We start from the raw sequence: 24,771 nt of genomic DNA, 5'->3' as shown, positions 1-24,771 counted from the left end.
CTCGTCCTCGCCTGCGCCTCGCCCTGCGGGGCGCCGGTGAGGCGCTAGCCTGGAGCGTCAGTCTTCAGCCAGCCAGCAAGTGAGGGGCGACAGCTTCCCGTGCGCATCGCCAGGTTCTCCATCGACGGCAATGTCGCCTTCGGCGCCGTGGAGGGTGAAGGCACCGTTGAATCCGGTGACCTCGTCCTCGACATCATCAGGGGCATTCCGTACACCGACTTCGAGCTCTCCGGGACGAAGGTCCCGCTGAGCAAGGTCCGGCTCCTGCCTCCCGTGCTCCCCAACAAGGTCGTGGCCATCGGCCGCAACTACGCCGAGCACGCCGCCGAGCTGGGCAACGAGGTCCCGGAGGTTCCCGTCGCCTTCTTCAAGCCCACCACGTCGGTGATCGGCTCGGGAGACGCCATCGAGTACCCCTCCTTCTCGAACGAACTGCACCACGAGGCCGAACTGGCCGTGGTCATCGGCCGCATGTGCCGCGAAGTCCCGCGTGAGCGCGTCAAGGACGTCATCTTCGGCTACACCTGCGCCAACGACGTGACCGCCCGCGACGCCCAGCAGCGCGAGAAGCAGTGGGCGCGGGCCAAGGGCTTCGACACCTCCTGCCCGCTCGGCCCCTGGGTGGAGACCGACCTCGACCCGAGTGACCTCGCCATTCAGGCGACGGTCAACGGCGAGCAGCGCCAGCTCGGCCGTACGAGCGACATGGTCCGCTCCATCGAGGACCTGGTCGTCCACATCACGGAGGCGATGACGCTGCTCCCGGGCGACGTGATCCTCACAGGAACCCCCGCAGGGGTCGGTCCCCTGCACGTCGGCGACGAGGTCGCCGTCACCATCGAAGGCATCGGCACTCTCACCAACAAGGTGATCAAGCGTGGTTAACGGACCAGTCCGCGTACGTTTCTGTCCCTCCCCGACCGGTAACCCCCACGTGGGCCTGGTCCGTACCGCCCTGTTCAACTGGGCGTTCGCCCGGCACAACAAGGGCACCCTCGTCTTCCGCATCGAGGACACCGACGCGGCCCGTGACTCCGAGGAGTCCTACGGCCAGCTGCTGGAGTCGATGCGCTGGCTCGGCTTCGACTGGGACGAGGGCCCCGAGGTCGGCGGCCCGCACGCCCCGTACCGCCAGTCGCAGCGCATGGACATCTACAAGGACGTCGCCGAGAAGCTGCTCGCCGCCGGTCACGCGTACCACTGCTACTGCACCACCGAGGAGCTCGACGCCCGCCGCGACGCGGCTCGCGCCGCCGGCAAGCCCTCGGGCTACGACGGCCACTGCCGCGACCTGAGCGCCGAGCGGACGGCCGCGTACGAGGCGGAGGGCCGCGTCTCGATCGTGCGCTTCCGGATGCCCGACGAGGCGATCACCTTCACGGACCTGGTCCGTGGCGAGATCACCGTCCAGCCGGAGAACGTGCCGGACTACGGCATCGTCCGTGCCAACGGCGCCCCGCTCTACACGCTGGTCAACCCGGTCGACGACGCCCTGATGGAGATCACCCACGTCCTGCGCGGCGAGGACCTGCTCTCCTCCACCCCCCGGCAGATCGCCCTCTACCGGGCGCTCATCGGGCTGGGCGTCGCCAAGGAGATCCCGCTCTTCGGCCACCTCCCCTATGTCATGGGCGAGGGCAACAAGAAGCTCTCCAAGCGCGACCCGCAGGCCTCGCTCAACCTCTACCGTGAGCGCGGCTTCCTCCCCGAGGGCCTGCTCAACTACCTCTCGCTCCTCGGCTGGTCCATCGCCGAGGACCGCGACATCTTCGACATCGACGAGATGGTCGCCGCGTTCGACATCGACGACGTCAACGCCAACCCGGCCCGCTTCGACCTGAAGAAGGCCGAGCACGTCAACGCCGAGCACGTGCGCAGGCTCGACGTGGAGGCGTTCACCGAGGCGTGCGGCCCCTGGCTGAAGGCCCCGTTCGCCCCCTGGGCCCCCGAGGCGTTCGACGCGGAGCAGTTCGCGACGATCGCCCCGTACGCGCAGACCCGGCTGACCGTCCTCTCCGAGATCACGGCCAACGTCGACTTCCTCTTCCTCGACGAGCCCGCCGAGGACGAGGCGTCCTGGGCCAAGGCCATGAAGGAGGGGTCCAGCGACCTCCTCGTCACGGCCCGCGCCAAGCTGATCGCCGCCGACTGGAACGCCGAGGCCCTCAAGGCCGCGGTCCTGGAGGCGGGCGAGGAGCACGGCCTGAAGCTGGGCAAGGCCCAGGCCCCGGTCCGCGTCGCCGTCACGGGCCGCACGATCGGCCTGCCGCTCTTCGAGTCCCTGGAGATCCTGGGCCGCGAGAAGACCATCGCCCGCGTGGACGCGGCGCTGGCGAAGCTCTCCGCGTAGCACCCGCCCTACGGGCACGGGCACGGGCCCGGACGGACCGCACCGAGCGGCTCGTCCGGGCCCGTCCGCGTACACGGGCCGTTAGAGTCGGTTCATGGCGATCAGAGCCGTCCTCTGGGACGTTGACGACACCCTCTTCGACTACGGATCAGCTGCTGCCACGGGCCTCAGCAGGCACATGGATGCCGAAGGACTGCCGGGCGGCTACCGCACCGCGCAGGAGGCCCTGGACGTCTGGGCGGAGCTCACGCAGCGGCACTGGGAGCGCTTCGCGGCGGGTGTCACCGACTGGGAGGGCCAGCGCCGCGACCGGGCCAGGGACTTCCTCGGGCGACCGCTCAGCGACGCGGAGGCCGACGAGTGGTTCGGGCGGCACATCCGGCACTACGAGTCGGCCTGGTCGCTGTTCCCGGACACAGTGCCGGCGCTGGACGCGCTGGCGACGGTGTACCGGCACGCCGTCCTGTCGAACTCCTCGCTGGAACACCAGCACCGCAAGCTGACGGTCCTCGGCGTACGGGACCGGTTCGAGTCGGTGCTCTGCGCGGCGGAGCTGGGGATCTCCAAGCCCGAGCCCGCCGCCTTCCACGCCGCGTGCGAGGCGCTCGCGCTGGCGCCGCACGAGGTGGCGTACGTGGGCAACGAACCCGACATCGACGCAGGTGGGGCCGTGGCCGCGGGTCTCATGGGGATCTGGCTGGACCGGGAGGACCGGGGCGGCCGTCCGGATCTTGTGCGCATCACGGGACTCGATCAGCTGCCCGGACTGCTGGCAGGCAATACCCGTTTTGGAGCGCCGGACACCTTCGGGTAGTGTTCTTCCTGCGCCGCCCGAGCGGGACGAAAGATCCGGCAGGGAAGCGCAGACAGAAATGAAACCCCTCAAAGGGTTGCGTTTCAGTGGGCTATGGTGTAATTGGCAACACTACGGTTTCTGGTACCGTCATTCTAGGTTCGAGTCCTGGTAGCCCAGCGCAAGACTGAAGTACACGCCCCCGTTGTGTAGCGGCCTAGCACGCTGCCCTCTCACGGCAGTAGCGCCGGTTCGAATCCGGTCGGGGGTACAGATCCTTCCCGCGAGAACATCTGGGTCGCACCCACGTTCTTGATGCAGGATCGCTAGGGCCCCCGTTGTGTAGCGGCCTAGCACGCTGCCCTCTCACGGCAGTAGCGCCGGTTCGAATCCGGTCGGGGGTACTTGTAACACCATGGGCTATGGTGTAATTGGCAACACTACGGTTTCTGGTACCGTCATTCTAGGTTCGAGTCCTGGTAGCCCAGCGCAAGTCCCAAGTAACACGCCCCCGTTGTGTAGCGGCCTAGCACGCTGCCCTCTCACGGCAGTAGCGCCGGTTCGAATCCGGTCGGGGGTACAACAGCTCGACAGGGAAGGCCCTTCACTTCGGTGAGGGGCCTTTTTCATGTGCCGCTGGTGTCGTTGGTGCCGCTCAGGCCCAAGGGGTGCGAGGCCGCCGTGCGGCGACCGTCCCGCACAACGGCTCGTCCGGTGGGGAGAGCCGAACGGAAGGGCTGGGCAGGGGAACTGAAGAGGGCCGCCACGGCGCTGGGGCGGCCTTCGGGGAGAACGGGGAAGCGGGCGTCGGTCAGCCCGTGCGGCGCAGGGCCTCGCTCAGCCGTGCCGCGGAGTCGATGACCGCCTGGGCGTGCATCCGGCCCGGGTGGCGGGTCAGCCGCTCGATGGGTCCGGAGACCGAGACCGCGGCGACCACCCGGTTCGAGGGCCCCCGCACCGGCGCCGAGACCGAGGCGACGCCCGGTTCCCGCTCGCCGATCGACTGGGCCCAGCCCCGGCGGCGTACGCCGGAGAGAGCCGTGGCCGTGAAACGGGCGCCCTGGAGGCCGCGGTGCAGGCGCTCCGGCTCCTCCCATGCCATCAGGATCTGCGCGGACGAGCCGGCCTTCATGGTGAGCGTGGAGCCCACCGGCACGGTGTCCCGGAGTCCGGACAGCCGTTCCGCCGCCGCCACGCAGATCCGCATGTCGCCCTGCCGGCGGTAGAGCTGCGCGCTCTCGCCGGTGATGTCACGCAGATGCGTGAGCACCGGTCCCGCCGTCGCCAGGAGACGGTCCTCACCGGCCGCGGCCGCGAGTTCCGACAGGCGGGGGCCGAGAATGAAACGGCCCTGCATGTCCCTCGCCACCATGCGGTGGTGTTCCAGTGCCACGGCCAGTCGATGAGCCGTGGGTCGTGCGAGCCCGGTCGCCGCGACCAGCCCGGCGAGGGTGGCCGGACCGGACTCCAGGGCGCTCAATACCAGAGCTGCCTTGTCGAGAACGCCGACGCCGCTAGAGTTGTCCATACGACGATACTCGCGTCTCACTCTGTGAAACGCAAGTTCAATTTCCGGCGGAAGTTGCGAACCTGTAGGGGCGGCCACACAACGGCCCGTAGCCACCGCCCCGCACGGGGGTCCGGACGGTGGAGCAACGAATCTCTAGTTGGGCCGGCGAAGACGCCGGCCGGAGGGAAAGCGATGGGTAGGACACTCGCGGAGAAGGTCTGGGACGACCACGTCGTCCGGCGCGCGGAGGGCGAGCCCGACCTTCTCTTCATCGATCTGCACCTGCTGCACGAGGTGACCAGCCCGCAGGCGTTCGACGGCCTCCGGCAGGCCGGACGCCCGGTGCGGCGCCTCGACCTCACCATCGCCACCGAGGACCACAACACCCCGACCATCGACATCGACAAGCCGATCGCCGACCCGGTCTCCCGCGCCCAGCTGGAGACCCTGCGCAAGAACTGCGCGGACTTCGGCGTCCGGCTGCACCCGCTGGGCGACGTCGAGCAGGGCGTCGTGCACGTGGTCGGCCCCCAGCTCGGTCTGACCCAGCCCGGCACCACCGTGGTCTGCGGCGACTCCCACACCTCCACGCACGGTGCGTTCGGCGCGCTGGCCTTCGGTATCGGCACCAGCCAGGTCGAGCACGTGCTGGCCACCCAGACGCTCCCGCTGGCCCGCCCGAAGACCATGGCGATCACCGTCGAGGGCGAACTGCCCGACAGCGTCACGGCCAAGGACCTGATCCTGGCCATCATCGCGCGGATCGGCACCGGCGGCGGCCAGGGCTACATCCTCGAATACCGCGGCTCCGCCATCGAGAAACTCTCGATGGAGGCCCGGATGACCATCTGCAACATGTCGATCGAGGCCGGCGCCCGCGCGGGCATGATCGCCCCGGACCGTACGACCTTCGACTACCTCCAGGGCCGTGACCACGCCCCCGTCGGGGAGGACTGGGACGCGGCCGTCGAGTACTGGAAGACCCTGCGCACCGACGACGACGCCGTCTTCGACGCCGAGGTCGTCATCGAGGCCGCCGAACTGGCGCCGTTCGTCACCTGGGGCACCAACCCCGGCCAGGGCGCGCCCCTGTCGGCCAACGTCCCCGACCCTGCTTCGTACGAGGACGCCTCGGAGCGGCACGCCGCCGAACGCGCCCTGGAGTACATGGGGTTGACCGCCGGGCAGCCGCTGCGCGACATCAGGGTCGACACCGTCTTCGTAGGCTCCTGCACCAACGGCCGCATCGAGGACCTGCGCAACGCGGCCTCGATCATGGACGGCCGCAAAGTCGCCGACGGCGTACGGATGCTGGTCGTCCCGGGCTCGGTGCGCGTCGCCCTGCAGGCGATCGAGGAGGGCCTGGACAAGGTCTTCACCTCCGCCGGCGCCGAATGGCGGCACGCGGGCTGCTCGATGTGTCTCGGGATGAACCCCGACCAGCTGGCCCCCGGCGAGCGCTCGGCGTCCACCTCGAACCGCAACTTCGAGGGCAGGCAGGGCAAGGGCGGCCGTACGCACCTGGTCTCCCCGCAGGTTGCCGCGGCCACCGCGGTGCTGGGCCATCTGGCCTCGCCCGCCGACCTGTCCGATGCCCTCACGTCCGCCGGAGTCCGATAGCCATGGAAGCATTCACCGCACACACCGGCCGGGCCGTCCCGCTGCGCCGCAGCAACGTCGACACCGACCAGATCATCCCCGCCCACTGGCTGAAGAAGGTCACCAGGGACGGCTTCGAGGACGGCCTCTTCGAGGCGTGGCGCAAGGACGAGAACTTCGTCCTCAACCGCCCCGAGCGGGCAGGCGCCTCGGTCCTGGTGGCGGGTCCCGACTTCGGCACCGGCTCCTCGCGCGAACACGCCGTCTGGGCCCTGCAGAACTTCGGCTTCAAGACGGTCATCTCCTCCCGGTTCGCCGACATCTTCCGAGGCAACTCGCTGAAGAACGGACTGTTGACCGTCGTGCTCGACCAGAAGGTCGTGGACGCGCTGTGGGACCTGACGGAGGCCGACCCAACGGCCGAGATCACCGTGGACTTGGAGAAGCGCCAGGTCCTCGCGGAGGGCGTCACAGCCGACTTCGAGCTCGACGAGAACGCCCGCTGGCGGCTCCTGAACGGCCTCGACGACATCAGCCTCACCCTTCAGAACGAAGCGGACATTGCGACTTATGAGGCGGCAAGGCCGACCCACAAGCCGCGTACAATTGAGGTCTGAGCAGCGCTTTTCCAGGACTGCGCCCCCTGCCTTCCGGCAGGGGGCGCAGTCGCTTGTTGAGACCCCGTCGGGCGACAACTCGCCCCAGATGGCACAATCGGTGCATGGAACGCGACAGCCAACTCAAGCTCTATGGCCAAGTCGCCGACCGATTGAAGGAAGCGCACGCAAGAGTGCGTGCACTGCAAGTCCCGGAGGGCGTACGGATGGCGCTGACCCGGAAGCTGCTGGTCGTCACGGCCGCGGCGAAGCACGATCTCCCGGATGCGGCAAGGCGTCTGGACCGGTTGATGAAGGACCTCGATGAGGGCCGATTCCCCGAAGGTGACTGACTCTGCGGAACTGCGCAGTGGTCGACTTCGTTGCGGCACTAGGGTGATTAGCCCGTTTCGTGTTTGATTTGCGGTATATATCTGCCTAACGTGCGAAAAAGCTTGAACACTTTCGTTCTGGCAATGTCTCCGAAGGGGAAGACGTGAACAAGGCGCAGCTCGTAGAAGCGATTGCCGACAAGGTCGGCGGCCGCCAGCAGGCCGCAGACGCTGTCGATGTGGTACTCGACGCGATCGTCCGCGCAGTTGTCGCAGGGGACCGTGTCTCGGTCACCGGCTTCGGCTCGTTCGAGAAGGTCGACCGCCCCGCCCGTTACGCCCGCAACCCGCAGACGGGTGAGCGCGTACGGGTCAAGAAGACGTCCGTGCCCCGTTTCCGTGCGGGACAGGGCTTCAAGGACCTGGTGAGCGGCTCGAAGAAGCTCCCCAAGAACGACGTGGCCGTGAAGAAGGCGCCCAAGGGCAGCCTCTCGGGCGGTTCTTCCACCCGTACGACGGCGAAGGCCGCGGCCAAGAAGGCCACCGCCAAGAAGGCCGTGGCGGCGAAGAAGACCACGGCCACCGCCAAGAGGGCGGCTCCGGCGAAGAAGACCACCGCCACCGCCAAGAAGGCCACGCCGACGGCGAAGAAGGCCACGGCCACCGCCAAGAAGGCCGCCACCGCCAAGCAGGCGGCCGCTCCGGCGAAGAAGACGGCTCCGGCCAAGAAGGCCGCCGTCGCCAGCAAGACAGCGCCCGCCAAGAAGACCACGGCGAAGAAGGCGCCCGCGAAGAAGACCACGGCGCGCAAGACCACGGCCAAGAAGGCCACTGCACGCAAGAAGTGAGGACGGGCATCGCCCCATTCCTCTCACACGCGCCGGGCCGGGCTCCCCATGGGGAGCCCGGCCCGCGGGCTTTTCAGAACGTCTGGAGCGTCACCAGGCTGATGCGTGGCGAGGCGCCCTCACCGCTCATCTCGATCCGCACCCGCTGCCCCGGACGCAGCAGCCGCAGGCCGCCGGCCTCGAACGCCGGGGCGTCGAAGTCCATCGGGGTGCCGTCGTCGAGGAGCACACTGCCGGTGCGGGTCTCGGAGTCGTACGTGTACGCGGTCGCCTGCATGGCGCAAGCCTATCGGTCCCGCGCGGGAGCGGCCGAGGCGTGCAGGGCCCCGGTGTGCGGGCCCACCCCGAGGGCCAGCGCCACCCGCAGATCCTCGCCGGTGTCCACGTCCCGGCGCACCGAGTCGATACCGGTCAGCGTGACTTCGGCGGCTCCCGAAGCCAGATGCCGGGCCCTCGAAGGACCGCCGAAAGCCGGGTGCAATTCCGCACCGGGCGTTGCCGACAGAAATGTCGTACCGATTCCCGCCGCATCCGTCACAAATGTGCGGGGAAATTCGGCGGAAAATTGGAGCACCCGCGCCAATTCCGCGGGTTGCAGTGCGGGAAGATCGGCATTGAGCGCGGCCACCGCCGCCGAGGACCTCAGGGCCCGCACCGCACGCGCCCCGTGGGAGAGCGCGGCGTTGAGCCCGGCCGCCGGTGAGTCCGCGACGACGCGTGCCCCCAGTGCCGAAAGCGCCTCCCGCGCCTCCGGATCGTCCGTGACGACCAACACATCCCGCACCGCCGGGCACGCCAGTGCCGCCGCGACCGTGTCCTGCGCGAACGCCAGGGCCAGGCGAGGTCTCAGCAGTCCGCCCGCCGTCCGCTCCAGCCTGCTCTTGGCCCGCGCGAGCGGCTTCAGCGGGACGACCAGGGACCAGGCCCCGGTCAGGTCGGTGTTCGTGGTCATCTCCCCCTCCGTACGCAACGCGTCTTATTCTCGCCTGCCGGTGTGACAACCCGGAGGTCCGCCCGGGAAGGCGGGGCGTACGGTGTTCTCGACAGAGCAGGGGCCTGGGGCGAGACGTGACCGCCGGCAGCCAGGCAGCAGGTCAGGTCCTATAGGAAGGTGTCCGAGTGTCCCGCCGCAGAATCGGCTTCTGGTACCGCCTGGCGGCGGTCATCGCCAAGCCGCCATTGGTGATTCTGTTCAAGCGCGACTGGCGGGGAATGGAACACATTCCGGCCGACGGTGGATTCATCACCGCGGTCAACCACAATTCGTACCTGGACCCCCTTTCGTACGGACATTTCCAGTACAACACCGGCCGGGTGCCGCGGCTGCTGGCCAAGGCGGGGCTGTTCAGCACCCCCTTCGTCGGAATGATGCTGCGAGGCACCGGCCAGATCCCCGTGTACCGCGAGACGACCAATGCGCTGGACGCTTTCCGTGCCGCCGTCGACGCGATCGAGCGGGGCGAATGCGTCGCGTTCTATCCCGAGGGCACGCTCACCCGCGACCCCGACATGTGGCCGATGGCCGGCAAGACCGGCGCGGCCCGGGTCGCTCTGCTGACCAAGGCGCCGGTCATCCCCGTCGCCCAGTGGGGCGCCAACCTCGCGATGCCGCCGTACGCCAAGGAGAACAAGTTCAGCTTCTTCCCCCGCAAGACCCTCCAGGTGCAGGCCGGTCCGCCGGTGGACCTCGACCGGTTCTACGGCCTGGAACCCACGCCGGAGGTACTGCGCGAGGCGACCGAGGCCATCATGGCCGCCGTCACCGCGCAGCTGGAACTCGTACGGGGCGAGAAGGCACCCACCGAGCTCTACGATCACCGCAAGGCCCGCGCCGACCAACGGCGCAAGGCAGAGGGAAAGGGACCCACGTGACGCACCCCGCGAAGGCAGCCGTCTTCGGAACCGGCTCATGGGGTACGGCCTTCGGCATGATCCTCGCCGACGCAGGCTGCGAGGTGACCCTCTGGGGCCGCCGCGCGGAGGTCGCCGAGGCCATCAACACGACCCGCACCAACCCGGACTACCTGCCGGGGATCGAGCTCCCCGCCTCGGTCCGCGCCACCACCGACGCCGCCGACGCCCTGCGGGGCGCCGACTTCGCGGTCCTGGCCGTGCCCTCGCAGACCCTGCGCGCCAACCTCGCCGACTGGGCCCCGCACATCGGCCCCGGCACGGTGCTCGTCTCGCTCATGAAGGGTGTCGAACTCGGCACCGCCAAGCGGATGAGCGAGGTCATCGCCGACGTCACCGGCGTCGGCGCGGACCGCGTCGCGGTCGTCACCGGCCCCAACCTCGCCAAGGAGATCGCCGAGCGCCGCCCCGCCGCCGCCGTCGTCGCCTGCCAGGACGAATCGGTGGCCCAGCGCCTCCAGGCCGCCTGCCACACCCCGTACTTCCGCCCGTACACCAACACGGACGTCGTCGGCTGCGAGCTCGGCGGCGCCGTCAAGAACGTCATCGGCCTGGCCGTCGGCATCGCCGACGGCATGGGCCTCGGTGACAACGCCAAGGGCTCCCTCATCACCCGCGGCCTCGCCGAGACCACCCGCCTGGGCCTGGCCATGGGCGCCGACCCCCTCACCTTCTCCGGCCTCGCGGGCCTCGGTGACCTGGTGGCGACCTGCTCCTCCCCGCTCTCGCGCAACCACACCTTCGGCACCAACCTCGGCCGCGGGATGACCCTCCAGCAGGCGATCGCCGCCACCCGGCAGACCGCCGAGGGCGTCAAGTCCTGTGAATCGGTGCTCGATCTGGCGCGCAGGCACGGTGTCGACATGCCCATCACCGAGACCGTCGTCGGCATCGTCCACGAGGGCAAGCCGCCGGTCGTCGCTCTCAAGGAGCTGATGTCGCGCAGCGCCAAGCCCGAGCGGCACTGATCCTTCCCCACGCGTCCCCGGCACGCCCCGTGCCTGCACTCCTTCGCCGCGGACCTGCAAGGTACGCTCATCGCGATATGAGCAGCGAGAACCTCCCCCAGAGCCCTGAGAGCCCCGAGAGCCCTGTGCAGGGCCGTAAGCCGCGGGTGGCCGTCGTGTTCGGCGGCCGAAGCTCCGAGCACGGCATCTCGGTCGTGACGGCCGGCGCAGTACTGAACGCCATCGACCGGACCAAGTACGACGTCCTGCCGATCGGCATCACCTCGGACGGCCGCTGGGCGCTCACCGCCGACGACCCCGCCCGCATGGCCATCGCGGACCGCAAGGTACCGAACGTGGCCCAGCTCGCGGAGTCCGACGAAGGCGGTGTCGTGCTGTCCGTCGACCCCGGCAGCCGCGAGGTCGTCTACACCGAACCGGGCGCGGTCCCCAAGGCGCTCGGCGAGGTCGACGTCGTCTTCCCCGTGCTGCACGGACCGTACGGCGAGGACGGCACGCTCCAGGGGCTCCTGGAGCTCTCCGGTGTGCCCTACGTGGGCGCCGGTGTGCTGGCCTCCGCGGTCGGTCAGGACAAGGAGTACATGAAGCGGGTCTTCACCTCCTTCGGCCTGCCCGTCGGCCCGTACGAGGTCGTGCGCCCCCGCGAGTGGGACAACGACCGTCCCACCGCCCGCAAGCGCATCGTGGACTTCGCCGCGGAGCACGGCTTCCCGCTCTTCATCAAGCCCGCCCGCGGCGGCTCCTCGATGGGCATCACCAAGGTCGACGACCTCTCGGGCCTCGACGAGGCGATCGAGGAGGCCCGCCGCCACGACCCCAAGTTCCTTGTGGAGTCGCTGCTGCGGGGCCGCGAGATCGAGTGCGGCGTGCTGGAGTTCGAGGACGGTCCGCGCGCCAGCGTGCCCGCCGAGATCCCCCCGGTCACCGCGCACGACTTCTACGACTTCGAGGCCAAGTACATCGACTCGGCGGCCGGGCTGGTGCCCGCGCCGCTGACCGCGGAGCAGACCGCGGAGGTACAGCGGCTCGCCGTCGCCGCCTTCGAGGCCACCTCCTGCGAGGGCCTCGTGCGCGCCGACTTCTTCCTCACCGACGAGGGCGACTTCGTCATCAACGAGATCAACACGATGCCGGGCTTCACACCGATCTCCATGTACCCGCGGATGTGGCAGGAGAGCGGCGTCGACTACCAGGAACTGGTGGACCGGCTGATCCAGGCCGCGCTGAACAGGCCCACGGGCCTGCGCTGACGTTCCGCGCCGGGGTCTTCCCGCACGTCCGTCGGGAAGACCCCGGGCCGGTTACAGGCTCTCCGGGACCGTCTTCCTGACGGACGCCGCGAACTCGGCGAGCGGCGTGATGTCGTGGGCGAACTCCTTGGGGAGCGTCACCTCCACATACGCCTTGCGATAGGTGGTCGTGAACCGCGGACCGGCGTCCTCCCGCTGCTCCAGCAGCCAGTTGACGCCGTCCGCGTCGATCCCTTCCGACTGGACGTCCTCCATCTTCGCGGGCCGGGGGACGCCGCAGCGCAGTACGATCGCCCCGTCTCCCCATCCGGCCGTGAGGTCGGAGTCCGGCCCGGGATCGCTCCGGTCCATACCGGCGACGGTCTTCGGCAGCTCCCTGTGCAGCGCCTCGCAGTACGCGGCGGCCTCCGAAGACGGCGTGGGAACCGTGATCGAGGCCCGTGCGTCGCTGGAGGAGCAGCCCGCCGCGGCCATGACGAGCACGGCAGCGGAGGGGGCGAGGAACAGCGAACGGGGGAGCCTGCGGCCGGAAGACGTCACCGGCCCAGCCTAGACGGGGGTCAGAGGTGGACGACCGGGCAGGTCAGTGTTCGCGTGATGCCGTCCACCTGCTGGACCTTGGCCACCACCATGCGGCCGAGTGCGTCGACGGTGTCGGCCTGTGCGCGCACGATCACGTCGTAGGGGCCTGTGACGTCCTCTGCCTGAATGACTCCCGGAATCTTCACGATGGTCTCGGCGACTGTCGACGCCTTGCCCACCTCTGTCTGGATGAGGATGTACGCCTGTACCACGGAACCTCCAGGGCGGCCACGAGGATCATGTGGGGGAAAGGGACGCCACGGTATCGCGTTGCCACGGGCCACGGGGAGACCTGCGGGCCGGATGACGCCCACAGCGTGGCGTGCGGAAGACAGAAGTTGACGTATCTCTTGACGGTACCGACAGCGGTGAGGGCACGCGACCGCAAGCCCACCGGCGCAGAAGGGGGACGGACATGCCAGTACGTCCCGGGGCGGGAAGCCCCCGGCGGCCGACGGACCACGGCCGGGACCTCGGTCCGCTGAAGCAGCCCGGACAGGTGTCCGGTGCGATAAATGAGAGGTGAGACTCGGTGAAGGGAACCGTGGGCGAGTTGGGGGAGTTCGGGCTCATCAGAGAGCTCACTTCCCGGCTCACCACCACTCCGGCGGTACGGCTGGGACCCGGCGACGACGCCGCGGTCGTAGCCGCTCCCGACCGCAGGGTCGTGGCCAGTAGCGACATCATGTTGGAAGGGCGGCACTTCCGCCGTGACTGGTCGACGGCGTACGACGTCGGCCGCAAGGCCGCCGCCCAGAACCTCGCCGACATCGCAGCCATGGGCGCCGTGCCCACCGCGCTGCTCCTCGGCCTGGTCGTGCCCGCCGAACTCCCGGTCACCTGGGCGGGCGAGCTGATGGACGGCATCCGTGACGAGTGCCAGGTCGCCGGCGCCGCGGTGGTCGGCGGCGACGTCGTACGCGGCGACACCATCACCATCGCGATCACCGCTCTCGGTGACCTGCGCAACCACGAGCCCGTCACCCGGTCCGGCGCCAGGCCCGGCGACGTCGTCGCCGTGACCGGCTGGCTCGGCTGGTCCGCCGCCGGATTCGCCGTGCTCTCCCGCGGCTTCCGCTCACCGCGCGCCTTCGTCGAGGCGCACCGGCGCCCCGAACCGCCGTACCACGCGGGCCCCGCGGCCGCCGGGCTCGGCGCCACCGCGATGACGGACGTCAGCGACGGACTCGTGGCCGACCTCGGGCACATCGCCGAGTCCAGCAAGGTCCGTATCGACCTGCGCTCGGGGCTCATCGACATCCCCTCGCAGATGTCCGACATCGGCCAGGCCGTCGGCGTCGACCCGCTGCAGTGGGTGCTGACCGGGGGAGAGGACCACGCCATCGTGGCGACCTTCCCGCCGGACGTGAAGCTCCCGGCGCGCTGGAAGGTGATCGGCGAGGTCCTCAACCCGTCGGCGCTGCCCCAGGTGACGGTCGACGGCGCGCCCTGGACCAGCAAGGGCGGCTGGGACCATTTCGGGGACATCGAGGACGCCCAGTAGATTGCCGCGTATGCCCATACGCACCGCTGTACCGCCTCGTGTCCTCACCGTCGCCGGGTCCGACTCCGGCGGCGGTGCGGGCATCCAGGCCGATCTGAAGACGATGCTGGCGCTCGGCGTGCACGGCATGAGCGTGCTGACCGCCGTGACCGCGCAGAACTCCGTGGGGGTGCAGGGCGCCTGGGAGCTTCCGGTGGAAGCCGTACGCGCCCAGTACCGCAGCGTCGTCGACGACATCGGGGTCCAGGCCGTCAAGACCGGGATGCTCTCCTCCGCCGTCCTCGTCGAGACGGTCGCCGCACTCCTCGCGGACACGGACGCGCCCGTCGTCGTCGACCCCGTCGGCGTCTCCAAGCACGGTGATCCGCTGCTGGCGGCCGAGGCACTGGATTCCGTACGGACGAAGCTCCTGCCCCTCGCCACCGTGGCCACCCCGAACCTGGACGAAGTGGCGCAGCTCACGGGCATCACCGTCACCGACGAGCCCGGAATGCGCGGGGCCGCCGCCGGGATGCTGGCCTTCGGGCCGCGCTGGGTGGTGATCAAGGGCGGCCACCTGCCCGGTGAGCCGGTGGACCTGCTCACGGACGGCGACGAGGAGCACTGGCTGCGCGCACCCCGGCACGACAACCGGCACACGCACGGCACCGGCTGCACCCTCGCCTCCGCCATCGCGTCGGGCCTGGCCCGTGGTGAGGACGTACCGGCGGCCGTCCGGGCGGCGAAGGAGTACGTCACCGGGGCGATCGCGGCCGGTTTCCCGCTCGGAGGCGGAATCGGCCCCGTCGATCACGGGTGGCTGACGCGCACGTCAGGCTGAGGAGGCCCGCCGCCCGGCGCCGGGCACAGCAAAAGGCCGGTCCACCGAGGTGGACCGGCCTTTTGGGCAACCGGTAAGGCTGCGCTACGACGAGACGTCAGCGCGCGACCTTGCCGGCCTTGATGCACGAGGTGCAGACGTTGAGCCGCTTCGGCGTCCGCCCGACCACGGCACGCACGCGCTGGATGTTGGGATTCCAGCGACGAGACGTACGGCGGTGCGAGTGCGAAATGCTGTTGCCGAAGCTCGGCCCCTTGCCGCAAACGTCGCAGTTGGCAGCCACGGGTCACTCCAAAGACTTCAGATGCACTTACAGTGAATTCCGGCGCGCCGGATTCATTTGACTGAAGTGGCGGTACCGGAGGGAATGGCCCGACTCTCATCGGGCAACCGAAGCAGCATACAACGGCTGCGTCGGAGATACGAAACTACCATGTCTCACCCGGTCGCCCGCCCCGCCCCTGTCCCCGCCGGAGCCACGGGCAGCGGGCTACTCTGCGGTGCAACCCGCTGCCGACGGCCGCTTCAAGGAGGACCATCAGGTGCCGCAGCTCCCCGACGACCTGGACGCCGTCGCGGTGCGCACCTGGTGCTCACTGGCCCTGGAGGCCCTGGGCCGGGAACGCGAGGAGATCGACGCGATCAACGTGTATCCCGTCGCCGACGGGGACACCGGCACCAACCTCTATCTGACCGTGGAGTCCGCCGCTGCTGCCGTGGAAGCGGTCTTCGCCGCCCACGAGACCGGATCCTCCGTGGCCTGCCGGGCCGATGCCGTACGGGCGATGGCGCACGGCGCACTGATCGGCGCCCGGGGCAACTCAGGCACCATCCTGTCGCAGCTGCTGCGCGGTATGGCCGGGGTGCTGGCCGACGGCGGTGACGCGGACCACTTGCGAGCGGCCCTGACCAGGGCCGCCGCGGCGGCCCGGCAGGCCGTCGCCCACCCCGTCGAAGGCACGGTGCTGACCGTGGCCACCGCGGCGGCCGAGGCGGCGGAACGCACCGTGGGCGGTCTCACGGCCGTGGTGACGGCGGCGTACGAGAGTGCGCGCACCGCGCTCGCCGCCACCCCCGGCCAGCTGGCCGTCCTCGGACGTGCGGGCGTCGTGGACGCGGGCGGGCGGGGTCTGGTGACCGTACTCGGAGCGCTGCTGGAAGCCGTCTCGGGACAGGCACCCGCGCGGACGTCGTGGGCGGTGAAGGCCGAGGCGCCGACCGGGCCCGCGGACGACTGCGCGGTGGCAGGTGAGGACGGACCCGCCTTCGAGGTGATCTACCTGCTGGAGGCCCACGACGAGGCCGTCGGCCGGCTGCGGACCCGGCTGGACGGGCTCGGCGACTCACTCGTCGTCGTGGGCGGCGACGGGCTGTGGAACGTCCACGTCCACGTCGACGACGCGGGCGCGGCGGTGGAGGCCGGCGTCGAGGCCGGCCGGCCGTACCGCATCCGCATCACCCACTTCGGCGCCGACCGGGTCCACGCCCACGCCGAACCCGCCCAGCGCGGGGTCGTCGTCGTGGTCCCGGGCGACGGACTCGCGGGACTGTGTACGGACGCGGGGGCGACCACCGTGCTCGCGCGCCCCGGCGAGCCGCCCGCCAGCGGCGAACTGGTCGACGCGATCCGCCGGGCCCACGCCCGCGAAGTCGTCCTCCTCCCCAACGACGCGACGCTGCGCCACACCGCGGGGGCAGCGGCCGAGCAGGCCCGCGCCGAAGGTGTCCGGGTCGCCCTGATCCCCACCCGCGCCGTCGTCCAGGGCCTCGCCGCGCTCGCCGTACACGAGCCGGACCGGGGCTTCGACGAGGACGTGGTGGCCATGACCGCCGCCGCCGGTGCCACCCGGTACGCCGAACTCGCCGTCGCCGAGCGGCAGTCGTGGACCATGGCGGGCATCTGCCAGGCCGGTGACATCCTCGGTCTGATCGACGGGGACGTCGCCGTCATCGGAGCCGACGTGCCCGAGACGGCCCGTACGGTCCTGGACCGGATGCTGTCGGCGGGCGGCGAACTCGTCACGCTGGTCCTGGGCGAGGACGTACCGGACACCCTGGCCGACGCGCTGGCGGAGCACGTGCGCGAGGGGTATCTGGCCGTGGACACGGTCGTCTACCGGGGCGGCCACCAGGCGGCACCCCTGCTGATCGGCGTCGAATAGCCGGACCGGAGGGACCGCGAAGGCCCGCCACAGGGCGCCCGCCGGACATTTGTCAGTGCCGTGGTGTGCAATGGATCGCGTGTCTTCGTTCGATGAACCCCTGAAGAAGCTGCTCGGCGGAGCCACCGCGAAGGTGATGGCCGAACACCTCGACCTGCACACGGTCGGTGATCTGCTCCACCACTACCCGCGGCGGTACGAGGAGCGCGGCCAGCTCACGGCGCTGTCCGACCTCCCGCTGGACGAGCATGTGACCGTCGTCGCGCAGGTGGCCGACGCGCGGATCATGGTGTTCAACAACGGCCGGGGCAAGCGCCTCGAAGTGACGCTCACCGACGGCAGCGGCAGGCTCCAACTCGTCTTCTTCGGCCACGGAGTCCACAAACCGCACAAGGAACTGCTGCCCGGACGGCGGGCGATGTTCGCGGGCAAGGTCTCCGTGTTCAACCGCAAGATGCAGCTCGCCCACCCCACGTACCAGCTTCTGGACGCCACCGACGCCGACGAGGCGACGGAGGCGGTCGACGCCTTCGCGGGGAGGCTGCTGCCGATCTACCCGGCCTGCAAGCAGCTCGACTCCTGGCGGATCGCCAAGGCCGTCGACGCGGTGCTGCCCAGCGCCCAGGACGCCGTCGACCCGCTTCCGCCCTCCCTGCGCGAGGGACGCGGCTTCGCGCCGCTTCCCGAGGCACTGCTGAAGATCCACCGCCCGCAGACCAGGGCCGACATCGCGGACGCCAGGGACCGGCTGAAGTGGGACGAGGCGTTCGTCCTCCAGGTCGCGCTGGCCCGCCGCCGCTACGCCGACACCCAACTCCCGGCCGTGGCCCGCCGGTCCGTGCCGGACGGGCTGCTCGACGCCTTCGACGCCAAGCTGCCCTTCACCCTCACCGAAGGCCAGGAGAAGGTCTCCGGGGAGATCTTCGACGACCTGGCGACCGAACACCCGATGCACCGCCTCCTCCAGGGAGAGGTCGGCTCGGGGAAGACCATGGTCGCCCTGCGCGCCATGCTCGGGGTGGTCGACGCGGGCGGCCAGGCGGCGATGCTCGCGCCCACCGAAGTGCTCGCCCAGCAGCATCACCGCTCCATCACCGAGATGATGGGCGAGCTCGCCGAGGGCGGCATGATCGGCGGTTCCGAGCTGGGCACCAAGGTCGTCCTGCTCACCGGCTCCATGGGCGTCCCGGCCCGCAGGCAGGCACTGCTCGACCTCGTCACCGGCGAGGCCGGGATCGTCATCGGCACCCATGCGCTGATCGAGGACAAGGTGCGGTTCCACGACCTGGGCCTGGTCGTCGTCGACGAGCAGCACCGCTTCGGTGTGGAACAGCGCGACGCCCTGCGCTCGAAGGGCAAGCAGCCGCCCCATCTGCTGGTCATGACCGCCACCCCCATTCCCCGCACGGTCGCGATGACGGTCTTCGGTGACCTGGAGACGTCCGTACTGGACCAGCTGCCGGCGGGCCGTTCGCCGATCGCCAGCCATGTCGTCCCCGCCAAGGACAAGCCCCACTTCCTCAGCCGCGCCTGGGAACGGGTCCGCGAGGAAGTGGAGAACGGCCACCAGGCGTACGTCGTCTGCCCCCGCATCGGTGACGACGCGGACGAGGCCGCGGAGAAGAAGGGGAAGAAGGGGAAGGGCACCAAGGGCCAGGCCCCCGACGAGGACGCCGAGAAGCGGCCGCCGCTCGCCGTGCTGGAGATCGCCGAGGAGCTCCGCAGGGGCGCACTCGCCGGACTCCGCGTCGAGGTGCTGCACGGCAGGATGCATCCGGACGACAAGGACGACGTGATGCGTCGCTTCTCCGAGGGGCAGGTGGACGTCCTGGTCGCCACGACCGTGATCGAGGTCGGCGTGAACGTCCCCAACGCCACCGCGATGGTGATCATGGACGCGGACCGGTTCGGCGTATCGCAGCTGCACCAGCTGCGCGGCCGTGTCGGACGTGGCTCGGCGCCCGGCCTCTGCCTGCTGGTCAGCGAGGCGCACGAGGCGAGTCCGGCGCGGGCGAGGCTCTCCGCGGTCGCCGCCACCCTCGACGGCTTCGAGCTCTCCCGCATCGACCTGGAGCAGCGCCGCGAGGGCGATGTCCTCGGGCAGGCCCAGTCCGGCGTCCGCTCCTCCCTGCGGGTGCTGAGCGTCATCGACGACGAGGAGGTCATCGCGGCCGCCCGTGAGGAGGCCGTCGCCGTCGTCGCGGCCGACCCCGCGCTGGAGCACCTGCCGGAGCTGCTGACCGCGCTGGACGCCCTCCTGGACAAGGAGCGCGAGGAGTACCTCGACAAGGGGTGACCGGGGCCCGATCGGCCCGGACGCCATATCGTGGGTGCACGGCACGCGTACCGCCCTGTGTGCCACCCGCGACGCTAGGACCAGACACCCATGACCCGCGTGATCGCCGGCTCGGCCGGCGGACGCCGCCTGGCCGTACCGCCCGGCACCGGCACCCGCCCCACGTCCGACCGGGCGCGCGAGGGCCTGTTCTCCACCTGGGAAGCGCTCCTCGGCACCCTGGAGGGCGTCCGTATCGCTGATCTGTACGCGGGTTCCGGAGCCGTCGGCCTCGAAGCGCTCTCCAGGGGCGGCGTCCACGCCCTGCTCGTCGAGGCCGACCCCCGGGCCGTCCGCGTCGTACGCGAGAACGCCCGCGCGCTCGGTCTGCCCGGTGCCGAGGTCCGCGCCGGCAAAGCGGAACAGATCGTGACAGGACCGGCGCCCGCAGAGCCCTACGACGTGGTGTTCCTGGACCCGCCGTACGCCGTCACGGACGACGATCTTGGCGAGATCCTGCTCACACTCCGTACTCAGGGCTGGCTCACCGACGATGCGCTCGTCACCGTGGAGCGCAGCACCCGAGGCGGAGAGTTCAACTGGCCCAAGGGATTCGAGCCACTGCGGGCCCGTCGCTACGGCGAGGGAACGCTTTGGTACGGTCGCGCCGCCTCTACGTGCGAAGACGCACGATGACCGCACCGGAGAGCGAGGGAACCAAGTTGCGCCGCGCCGTCTGCCCGGGGTCGTTCGACCCCATCACCAATGGACATCTCGACATCATTGGTCGCGCCTCGAAGCTGTACGACGTCGTGCACGTCGCCGTGATGATCAACCAGTCCAAGAAGGGACTGTTCACGGTGGAGGAGCGGATCGAGCTGATCCGCGAGGTCACCGCCGACTTCGGCAACGTCGAGGTGGAGGCCTTCCACGGCCTCCTGGTCGACTTCTGCAAGGAGCGCGACATCCCGGCGATCGTGAAGGGCCTGCGGGCCGTCAGCGACTTCGACTACGAACTCCAGATGGCCCAGATGAACAACGGCCTCTCCGGTGTCGAGACGCTCTTCGTGCCGACCAACCCCACGTACAGTTTCCTGTCGTCCTCCCTGGTCAAGGAAGTGGCGACCTGGGGCGGCGACGTCTCCCACCTGCTGCCTCCCAGGGTCCACGAAGCCCTTACGGAGCGTCTGGGCCAGAAGTGAGGCGCTGACCGTCCGTCACCAGGTGTCGGACGGGAGCCGACTGGCCTTACAGTCGTCCCGTCCGTCTCCAACAGCAGCAGAGAGTGGCGAGCACACGGTGGACGTGCAGAAGAAGCTCGACGAGATCGTCGAAGCGGTAGGGAACGCCCGGTCCATGCCGATGTCGGCGTCGTGCGTGGTCAACCGCGCCGAGCTGCTCGCCATGCTCGAAGAGGTACGGGAGGCCCTGCCCGGCTCCCTCGCCCACGCCCAGGAGCTCATCGGCGGACGCGAGCAGCTGGTCGAGCAGGCCCGCCAGGAGGCCGAGCGGATCATCGAGTCCGCCCACGCCCAGCGCGGCTCCCTGATCTCGGACACGGAGATCGCCCGCCGGTCCCAGGACGAGGCCGACCGCATTCTCTCCGAGGCCCGCAAGGACGCCGAGGAGGTCAGGGCCGAGGCCGACGAGTACGTCGACAGCAAGCTCGCCAACTTCGAGGTCGTCCTCACCAAGACCATCGGATCCGTGGACCGGGGCCGCGAGAAGCTCCTCGGCCGGAGCCAGGGCTACGAGGACCAGGGCTACGACGACCCGGACTTCGTCGAGGCGCCCGAGCGAAGCGCGGATCCCGAGACGCTCCAGCGGCGCGCGGACGAGTACGTGGACACCAAGCTCGGCGCCTTCGAGGCCGTGCTCGCCAAGACCCTGGAAGCGGTCGGCCGCGGCCGGCAGAAGCTGCTCGGCCGGGTCGCCACCGACGACCTCGGGGCGCACATGGCCGCACAGGACGCGGCGGGCGCCCAGGGGCACACCAGCGACGAGGACCACTGGGCCGGACTGGCCGAGCTCTCCACGCCGGAGCCCGCGCCGCAGCAGTCCCACTTCCCGGTGCAGACATCGCAGGACTACGCGAGCCCGGCCCAGCAGGACTACGCGGCCCAGGCGCAGCCGTCGGACTACGCGGCCCAGGCCCAGCCGGACTTCCCGGTGCAGGCGCAGCAGGAGCCCCAGTACGCGCAGACGTACGGCTACCAGGACCAGTCCGTCCAGCAGGACGCCTACGGATACCAGCAGCCCGACCCGTACGCCGCGTACGCGCAGCAGGGCTACGACCCGAACCAGGGGCAGGGCCACCAGCAGGAGTACGGCTGGCCGCAGCAGCCCTCCCAGCCGCCGGCGCAGCAGGGTGAGGGCGCGCTGGACGAGACCAGCCTCTTCGACACCAGCATGATCGACCTGGAGCAGCTGCGCCGCTACGAACAGGGCCGCTGACCGGACCGCGCGGGGCCGGGCCGTGACCGGCCCGGAGCGGCGAGGACCCGATTGGGTGCTGGGCGGTGTGTCCAGTATCCTGGTTGTTCGGTCGCGCCTATGTCCGCGATCCCGGCTGCCCGCTTCCCATTCGAAGCCGGGACAGCCTTCCCCTGAGCAGCGCGATGCACATGATTCGAAAGCAGGAAAAGCCCTGAACGGCCACCTCGACCACCGAAACCCTCTCGTGTTCGATACGCGCGAGCTGGGCCGGCGTCCTGGTGCCCTCAAGCGGCTGACCCGCTCGGTGGAGGCACCCAAGGATCTGGGTATCGACGGAGTCATCGGTGTGCCGGAAGGCGCACCCCTGGCGCTGAACCTCCGCCTCGAGTCGGTCATGGAAGGGGTGCTTGTCACAGGCACCGCCCGTGCCACGGCCGAAGCGGAGTGCGTAAGGTGTCTGGAGCCGGTGAGCCGAGAGGTTTCGGCGGACTTCCAGGAGATGTTCTCGTACCCTGACGCCGATGACCGGGGCCGCAGCAGGACTGCGGAGCCGGTCGACGACGCCGAGGACGACGAGGACAGGTTCTTCCTCGAGGACGGCTTGTTCGACCTCGAGTCAGTGCTGCGTGACGCGGTGGTGCTCGCACTGCCGCTGCAGCCGGTGTGCAAGGAGACCTGTGCCGGTCTGTGTTCCGAATGCGGAATCAGGCTGGACGAGAATCCCGGCCACCACCACGATGCCGTCGATGCTCGATGGGCGGCATTGCAAGGACTCGCCGAGACCGTTCAGGACGGCGAGAAGGACAACATGGGCGGCGCCGAAGCAGGCGTCGACGAGAAGCAGGAGAAGTAGCCGTGGCTGTTCCGAAGCGGAAGATGTCGCGCAGCAACACGCGCCACCGCCGGTCGCAGTGGAAGGCTGCGGTCCCCACCCTGGTTTCGTGCGAGCGTTGCCAGGAGCCGAAGCTCCAGCACATTGCGTGCCCGAGCTGCGGCACCTACAACAAGCGCCAGGTCCTCGAGGTCTGAGCGGCTGGTGAGAGGCCCGATGTCTGAGTTGTCCAGCGCCAAGAAGCAGGCAGACAACGTCAACACAGCCTCGTCCCACACGCTTCTGGAAGGGCGGCTCGGGTATCACCTCGAGTCCGCCCTTCTGGTGCGTGCGCTGACCCACCGTTCGTACGCATACGAGAACGGCGGTCTGCCCACCAACGAGCGTCTCGAATTCCTCGGGGATTCGGTGCTCGGCCTGGTGGTCACGGACACGCTGTACCGCACCCACCCCGACCTGCCCGAAGGCCAGCTGGCCAAGTTGCGGGCCGCGGTGGTCAACTCACGTGCGCTTGCGGAAGTGGGCCGCGGCCTCGAACTCGGTTCCTTCATCCGGCTCGGCCGGGGTGAAGAGGGCACGGGTGGCCGGGACAAGGCTTCCATCCTCGCCGACACACTGGAAGCAGTGATCGGCGCCGTCTATCTCGACCAGGGCCTCGGCGTGGCCTCGGAGCTGGTTCACCGGCTCTTCGACCCGCTGATCGACAGGTCCTCCAACCTCGGCGCCGGCCTGGACTGGAAGACCAGCCTCCAGGAGCTCACCGCGAGCGAGAGCCTCGGGGTTCCCGAGTACCTCGTCACGGAGACCGGTCCGGATCACGAGAAGACCTTTACTGCTGCTGCTCGCGTCGGTGGTGTCTCGTACGGCACCGGCACCGGCCGTAGCAAGAAGGAAGCGGAGCAACAGGCGGCAGAGTCCGCCTGGCGCGAGATCAGCGCCGACGCGGAAGCGCGACAGGCGGCGGCCAAGGCCGCCGCCGAGGCAGGGGTCGCCGACACTCCTGCCGAACCGTCGTCGCCGAACACGGACGTCGCTCCGGCCTGAAGCATGAGAAAGCCCCTCGGTGCCTGGTGCGCCGGGGGGTTTTCCCTGTCCCGCACCGCCCAGTTCTTCCCAGGAGCGTCACCGTGCCCGAGCTGCCCGAGGTCGAAGTCGTACGGCGGGGTCTGGAGCGCTGGGTCACCGGGCGCACCGTCGGCGCGGTGGAGGTCCTGCATCCGCGTGCGGTCCGCCGGCACCTCGCGGGCGGGCCCGACTTCGCGGCCAGGCTGCACGGGATCCGCTTCGGCGCGGCCATGCGCCGGGGCAAGTACCTCTGGGTACCGCTCGACGACATGACCTTCTCGCTCCTCGGTCACCTGGGGATGAGCGGTCAGCTGCTCGTACGGCCGCAGGACGCCCCCGACGAGAAGCACCTGCGGATCAGGATCGCCTTCGACGACACACTCGGCACAGAGCTGCGCTTCGTCGACCAGCGGACCTTCGGAGGTCTCTCGCTCCACGAGAACACCCCGGAGGGGCTCCCCGACACCATCGCGCACATCGCCCGTGACCCGCTCGACCCGGCCTTCGACGATGCGGCGTTCCACACGGCCCTGCGCCTGCGCCGCACCACGGTGAAGCGCGCGCTGCTCGACCAGACGCTGATCAGCGGCGTCGGGAACATCTACGCCGACGAGTCGCTCTGGCGGTCCCGGCTGCACTACGAGCGGCCCACCGCGACGCTCACCCGTCCCGCGACGACCGCGCTGCTCGGGCACGTCCGGGACGTCATGAACGAGGCGCTCGCGCAGGGCGGAACCAGCTTCGACAGTCTCTACGTGAACGTGAACGGCGAGTCCGGCTACTTCGACCGGTCACTGGACGCGTACGGACGGGAGGGCGAGCCGTGCCACCGCTGCGGTACGCCGATCCGACGCCGCGCCTGGATGAACCGCTCCAGCTACTACTGCCCCCGCTGCCAGCGGCCCCCGCGCACCCAGCTCGCGCCCTGAAGGGCTGTG

27 protein-coding genes and 5 tRNA genes are annotated in these 24,771 nt (G+C 69.8%); 26 read left to right on the top strand and 6 right to left on the bottom strand.

Going from position 1 to position 24,771, the window contains the following annotated elements; translation table 11 throughout:
- Positions 1 to 99 precede the first annotated feature (99 nt).
- From AB0C82_RS00740 to AB0C82_RS00705, 8 genes are all read left to right on the top strand, one after another.
- Positions 100 to 885 carry a fumarylacetoacetate hydrolase family protein gene (locus AB0C82_RS00740; RefSeq protein ID WP_362834877.1) on the top strand — a complete coding sequence of 262 codons (786 nt, stop codon included), beginning with the start codon at positions 100 to 102 and terminating at the stop codon, positions 883 to 885.
- The gene (gene gltX / locus AB0C82_RS00735) at positions 878 to 2,350 is read left to right on the top strand and encodes a glutamate--tRNA ligase (RefSeq protein ID WP_362834875.1); all 1,473 of its coding nucleotides are present in this window, start codon (positions 878 to 880) and stop codon (positions 2,348 to 2,350) included. Before AB0C82_RS00740 ends, gltX begins: the two co-directional genes overlap by 8 nt.
- Before the next feature lie 94 nt (positions 2,351 to 2,444).
- A complete protein-coding gene (locus AB0C82_RS00730) occupies positions 2,445 to 3,164 on the top strand; it encodes an HAD family hydrolase (protein WP_362834873.1) in 720 nt (239 codons plus the stop codon).
- An 87-nt stretch (positions 3,165 to 3,251) separates the two neighbouring features.
- A tRNA-Gln gene (locus AB0C82_RS00725) sits at positions 3,252 to 3,323 on the top strand.
- A gap of 18 nt (positions 3,324 to 3,341) precedes the next feature.
- Positions 3,342 to 3,414, top strand: a tRNA-Glu gene (locus tag AB0C82_RS00720).
- 60 nt (positions 3,415 to 3,474) lie between these two features.
- Positions 3,475 to 3,547: transfer RNA gene (locus AB0C82_RS00715), tRNA-Glu, on the top strand.
- 12 nt (positions 3,548 to 3,559) lie between these two features.
- Positions 3,560 to 3,631: transfer RNA gene (locus AB0C82_RS00710), tRNA-Gln, on the top strand.
- Between the two features lie 19 nt (positions 3,632 to 3,650).
- Positions 3,651 to 3,723 (top strand) — tRNA-Glu (locus tag AB0C82_RS00705).
- Positions 3,724 to 3,954: 231 nt separating this feature from the next.
- Here the strand turns inward: AB0C82_RS00705 and ndgR are convergent.
- A complete protein-coding gene (ndgR, locus tag AB0C82_RS00700) occupies positions 3,955 to 4,671 on the bottom strand; it encodes an IclR family transcriptional regulator NdgR (protein ID WP_003966003.1) in 717 nt (238 codons plus the stop codon).
- 174 nt (positions 4,672 to 4,845) lie between these two features.
- Here ndgR and leuC point away from each other — a divergent pair, with 174 nt between their 5' ends.
- The 4 genes from leuC (at position 4,846) to AB0C82_RS00680 (ending at position 8,028) form a co-directional block, all read left to right on the top strand.
- Positions 4,846 to 6,273, top strand: a complete 1,428-nt coding sequence (leuC, locus tag AB0C82_RS00695) for a 3-isopropylmalate dehydratase large subunit (RefSeq protein ID WP_362834871.1) — start codon at positions 4,846 to 4,848, stop codon at positions 6,271 to 6,273.
- Positions 6,274 to 6,275: 2 nt separating this feature from the next.
- On the top strand, positions 6,276 to 6,869 hold the full coding sequence (gene leuD, locus AB0C82_RS00690) for a 3-isopropylmalate dehydratase small subunit (RefSeq protein WP_362834869.1): 594 nt from the start codon (positions 6,276 to 6,278) through the stop codon (positions 6,867 to 6,869).
- 104 nt (positions 6,870 to 6,973) lie between these two features.
- Complete coding sequence (locus AB0C82_RS00685) at positions 6,974 to 7,201, top strand: hypothetical protein (RefSeq protein WP_362834867.1); 228 nt, start codon at positions 6,974 to 6,976, stop codon at positions 7,199 to 7,201.
- Positions 7,202 to 7,344: 143 nt separating this feature from the next.
- Positions 7,345 to 8,028 (top strand): HU family DNA-binding protein, encoded by a 684-nt coding sequence (locus AB0C82_RS00680; RefSeq protein WP_362834865.1) that lies wholly within the window; start codon positions 7,345 to 7,347, stop codon positions 8,026 to 8,028.
- A 73-nt stretch (positions 8,029 to 8,101) separates the two neighbouring features.
- Here the strand turns inward: AB0C82_RS00680 and AB0C82_RS00675 are convergent, their stop codons facing one another.
- Positions 8,102 to 8,305 (bottom strand): hypothetical protein, encoded by a 204-nt coding sequence (locus AB0C82_RS00675; protein ID WP_362834863.1) that lies wholly within the window; start codon positions 8,303 to 8,305, stop codon positions 8,102 to 8,104.
- Between the two features lie 9 nt (positions 8,306 to 8,314).
- The gene (cofC, locus tag AB0C82_RS00670) at positions 8,315 to 8,998 is read right to left on the bottom strand and encodes a 2-phospho-L-lactate guanylyltransferase (RefSeq protein WP_362834861.1); all 684 of its coding nucleotides are present in this window, start codon (positions 8,996 to 8,998) and stop codon (positions 8,315 to 8,317) included.
- 149 nt (positions 8,999 to 9,147) lie between these two features.
- Between cofC and AB0C82_RS00665 the strand changes: the two genes are divergently transcribed.
- The 3 genes from AB0C82_RS00665 (at position 9,148) to AB0C82_RS00655 (ending at position 12,157) form a co-directional block, all read left to right on the top strand.
- Positions 9,148 to 9,900, top strand: a complete 753-nt coding sequence (locus AB0C82_RS00665; protein ID WP_362834859.1) for a lysophospholipid acyltransferase family protein — start codon at positions 9,148 to 9,150, stop codon at positions 9,898 to 9,900.
- Positions 9,897 to 10,907 (top strand): NAD(P)H-dependent glycerol-3-phosphate dehydrogenase, encoded by a 1,011-nt coding sequence (locus AB0C82_RS00660; RefSeq protein ID WP_362834857.1) that lies wholly within the window; start codon positions 9,897 to 9,899, stop codon positions 10,905 to 10,907. Before AB0C82_RS00665 ends, AB0C82_RS00660 begins: the two co-directional genes overlap by 4 nt.
- 77 nt (positions 10,908 to 10,984) lie before the next feature.
- A complete protein-coding gene (locus AB0C82_RS00655; protein WP_362834855.1) occupies positions 10,985 to 12,157 on the top strand; it encodes a D-alanine--D-alanine ligase family protein in 1,173 nt (390 codons plus the stop codon).
- A gap of 51 nt (positions 12,158 to 12,208) precedes the next feature.
- Here AB0C82_RS00655 and AB0C82_RS00650 read toward each other — a convergent pair whose 3' ends face one another.
- Positions 12,209 to 12,697, bottom strand: a complete 489-nt coding sequence (locus AB0C82_RS00650) for a DUF3515 domain-containing protein (RefSeq protein ID WP_362834853.1) — start codon at positions 12,695 to 12,697, stop codon at positions 12,209 to 12,211.
- 20 nt (positions 12,698 to 12,717) lie between these two features.
- Positions 12,718 to 12,951 carry an Lrp/AsnC ligand binding domain-containing protein gene (locus tag AB0C82_RS00645; RefSeq protein ID WP_362834851.1) on the bottom strand — a complete coding sequence of 78 codons (234 nt, stop codon included), beginning with the start codon at positions 12,949 to 12,951 and terminating at the stop codon, positions 12,718 to 12,720.
- Positions 12,952 to 13,271: 320 nt separating this feature from the next.
- Here AB0C82_RS00645 and AB0C82_RS00640 point away from each other — a divergent pair, with 320 nt between their 5' ends.
- Both AB0C82_RS00640 and thiD read left to right on the top strand, forming a co-directional pair.
- Complete coding sequence (locus tag AB0C82_RS00640; RefSeq protein WP_362834849.1) at positions 13,272 to 14,243, top strand: thiamine-phosphate kinase; 972 nt, start codon at positions 13,272 to 13,274, stop codon at positions 14,241 to 14,243.
- Positions 14,244 to 14,253: 10 nt separating this feature from the next.
- On the top strand, positions 14,254 to 15,063 hold the full coding sequence (gene thiD, locus AB0C82_RS00635; protein ID WP_362834847.1) for a bifunctional hydroxymethylpyrimidine kinase/phosphomethylpyrimidine kinase: 810 nt from the start codon (positions 14,254 to 14,256) through the stop codon (positions 15,061 to 15,063).
- 97 nt (positions 15,064 to 15,160) lie between these two features.
- Here thiD and rpmB read toward each other — a convergent pair whose 3' ends face one another.
- On the bottom strand, positions 15,161 to 15,346 hold the full coding sequence (gene rpmB, locus AB0C82_RS00630; protein WP_003965989.1) for a 50S ribosomal protein L28: 186 nt from the start codon (positions 15,344 to 15,346) through the stop codon (positions 15,161 to 15,163).
- 259 nt (positions 15,347 to 15,605) lie between these two features.
- On the opposite strand from rpmB, the gene AB0C82_RS00625 reads away from it, so the two are divergent.
- The 9 genes from AB0C82_RS00625 (at position 15,606) to mutM (ending at position 24,762) form a co-directional block, all read left to right on the top strand.
- Positions 15,606 to 17,225: a DAK2 domain-containing protein gene (locus tag AB0C82_RS00625; protein ID WP_362834845.1), complete on the top strand. Its 1,620-nt coding sequence runs from the start codon at positions 15,606 to 15,608 to the stop codon at positions 17,223 to 17,225.
- A gap of 70 nt (positions 17,226 to 17,295) precedes the next feature.
- On the top strand, positions 17,296 to 19,521 hold the full coding sequence (recG, locus tag AB0C82_RS00620; protein WP_362834843.1) for an ATP-dependent DNA helicase RecG: 2,226 nt from the start codon (positions 17,296 to 17,298) through the stop codon (positions 19,519 to 19,521).
- 90 nt (positions 19,522 to 19,611) lie between these two features.
- Positions 19,612 to 20,196 (top strand): 16S rRNA (guanine(966)-N(2))-methyltransferase RsmD, encoded by a 585-nt coding sequence (gene rsmD, locus AB0C82_RS00615; RefSeq protein ID WP_362834841.1) that lies wholly within the window; start codon positions 19,612 to 19,614, stop codon positions 20,194 to 20,196.
- A 26-nt stretch (positions 20,197 to 20,222) separates the two neighbouring features.
- Positions 20,223 to 20,702, top strand: a complete 480-nt coding sequence (gene coaD, locus AB0C82_RS00610) for a pantetheine-phosphate adenylyltransferase (protein ID WP_362836948.1) — start codon at positions 20,223 to 20,225, stop codon at positions 20,700 to 20,702.
- A 97-nt stretch (positions 20,703 to 20,799) separates the two neighbouring features.
- Positions 20,800 to 21,954, top strand: a complete 1,155-nt coding sequence (locus AB0C82_RS00605; protein ID WP_362834840.1) for a cell division initiation protein — start codon at positions 20,800 to 20,802, stop codon at positions 21,952 to 21,954.
- Between the two features lie 226 nt (positions 21,955 to 22,180).
- Complete coding sequence (locus AB0C82_RS00600) at positions 22,181 to 22,789, top strand: DUF177 domain-containing protein (protein WP_362834839.1); 609 nt, start codon at positions 22,181 to 22,183, stop codon at positions 22,787 to 22,789.
- A gap of 2 nt (positions 22,790 to 22,791) precedes the next feature.
- Positions 22,792 to 22,965, top strand: a complete 174-nt coding sequence (rpmF, locus tag AB0C82_RS00595) for a 50S ribosomal protein L32 (RefSeq protein WP_003965982.1) — start codon at positions 22,792 to 22,794, stop codon at positions 22,963 to 22,965.
- 19 nt (positions 22,966 to 22,984) lie between these two features.
- Positions 22,985 to 23,812 carry a ribonuclease III gene (rnc, locus tag AB0C82_RS00590; RefSeq protein WP_362834838.1) on the top strand — a complete coding sequence of 276 codons (828 nt, stop codon included), beginning with the start codon at positions 22,985 to 22,987 and terminating at the stop codon, positions 23,810 to 23,812.
- 83 nt (positions 23,813 to 23,895) lie between these two features.
- Positions 23,896 to 24,762: a bifunctional DNA-formamidopyrimidine glycosylase/DNA-(apurinic or apyrimidinic site) lyase gene (mutM, locus tag AB0C82_RS00585; RefSeq protein WP_362834837.1), complete on the top strand. Its 867-nt coding sequence runs from the start codon at positions 23,896 to 23,898 to the stop codon at positions 24,760 to 24,762.
- Positions 24,763 to 24,771 lie beyond the last annotated feature (9 nt).

Source organism: Streptomyces sp. NPDC048560 (genome assembly GCF_040650955.1).
In the GTDB taxonomy this organism is placed as follows: Bacteria; Actinomycetota; Actinomycetes; order Streptomycetales; family Streptomycetaceae; genus Streptomyces.
The sequence above is the reverse complement of the archived record's forward strand: the minus strand, read 5'-3'. Positions and strand labels throughout refer to the sequence as shown.

Bases quoted from the DNA above. Each gene is read 5' to 3' on its own strand.
- rsmD (WP_362834841.1), top strand. From the start codon at position 19,612: ATGACCCGCGTGATCGCCGGCTCGGCCGGCGGACGCCGCCTGGCCGTA.
- ndgR (WP_003966003.1), bottom strand. From the start codon at position 4,671: ATGGACAACTCTAGCGGCGTCGGCGTTCTCGACAAGGCAGCTCTGGTA.
- leuD (WP_362834869.1), top strand. From the start codon at position 6,276: ATGGAAGCATTCACCGCACACACCGGCCGGGCCGTCCCGCTGCGCCGC.
- rnc (WP_362834838.1), top strand. From the start codon at position 22,985: ATGTCTGAGTTGTCCAGCGCCAAGAAGCAGGCAGACAACGTCAACACA.
- AB0C82_RS00730 (WP_362834873.1), top strand. From the start codon at position 2,445: ATGGCGATCAGAGCCGTCCTCTGGGACGTTGACGACACCCTCTTCGAC.
- thiD (WP_362834847.1), top strand. From the start codon at position 14,254: ATGCCCATACGCACCGCTGTACCGCCTCGTGTCCTCACCGTCGCCGGG.
- AB0C82_RS00655 (WP_362834855.1), top strand. From the start codon at position 10,985: ATGAGCAGCGAGAACCTCCCCCAGAGCCCTGAGAGCCCCGAGAGCCCT.
- AB0C82_RS00675 (WP_362834863.1), bottom strand. From the start codon at position 8,305: ATGCAGGCGACCGCGTACACGTACGACTCCGAGACCCGCACCGGCAGT.
- recG (WP_362834843.1), top strand. From the start codon at position 17,296: ATGGATCGCGTGTCTTCGTTCGATGAACCCCTGAAGAAGCTGCTCGGC.
- leuC (WP_362834871.1), top strand. From the start codon at position 4,846: ATGGGTAGGACACTCGCGGAGAAGGTCTGGGACGACCACGTCGTCCGG.
- AB0C82_RS00685 (WP_362834867.1), top strand. From the start codon at position 6,974: ATGGAACGCGACAGCCAACTCAAGCTCTATGGCCAAGTCGCCGACCGA.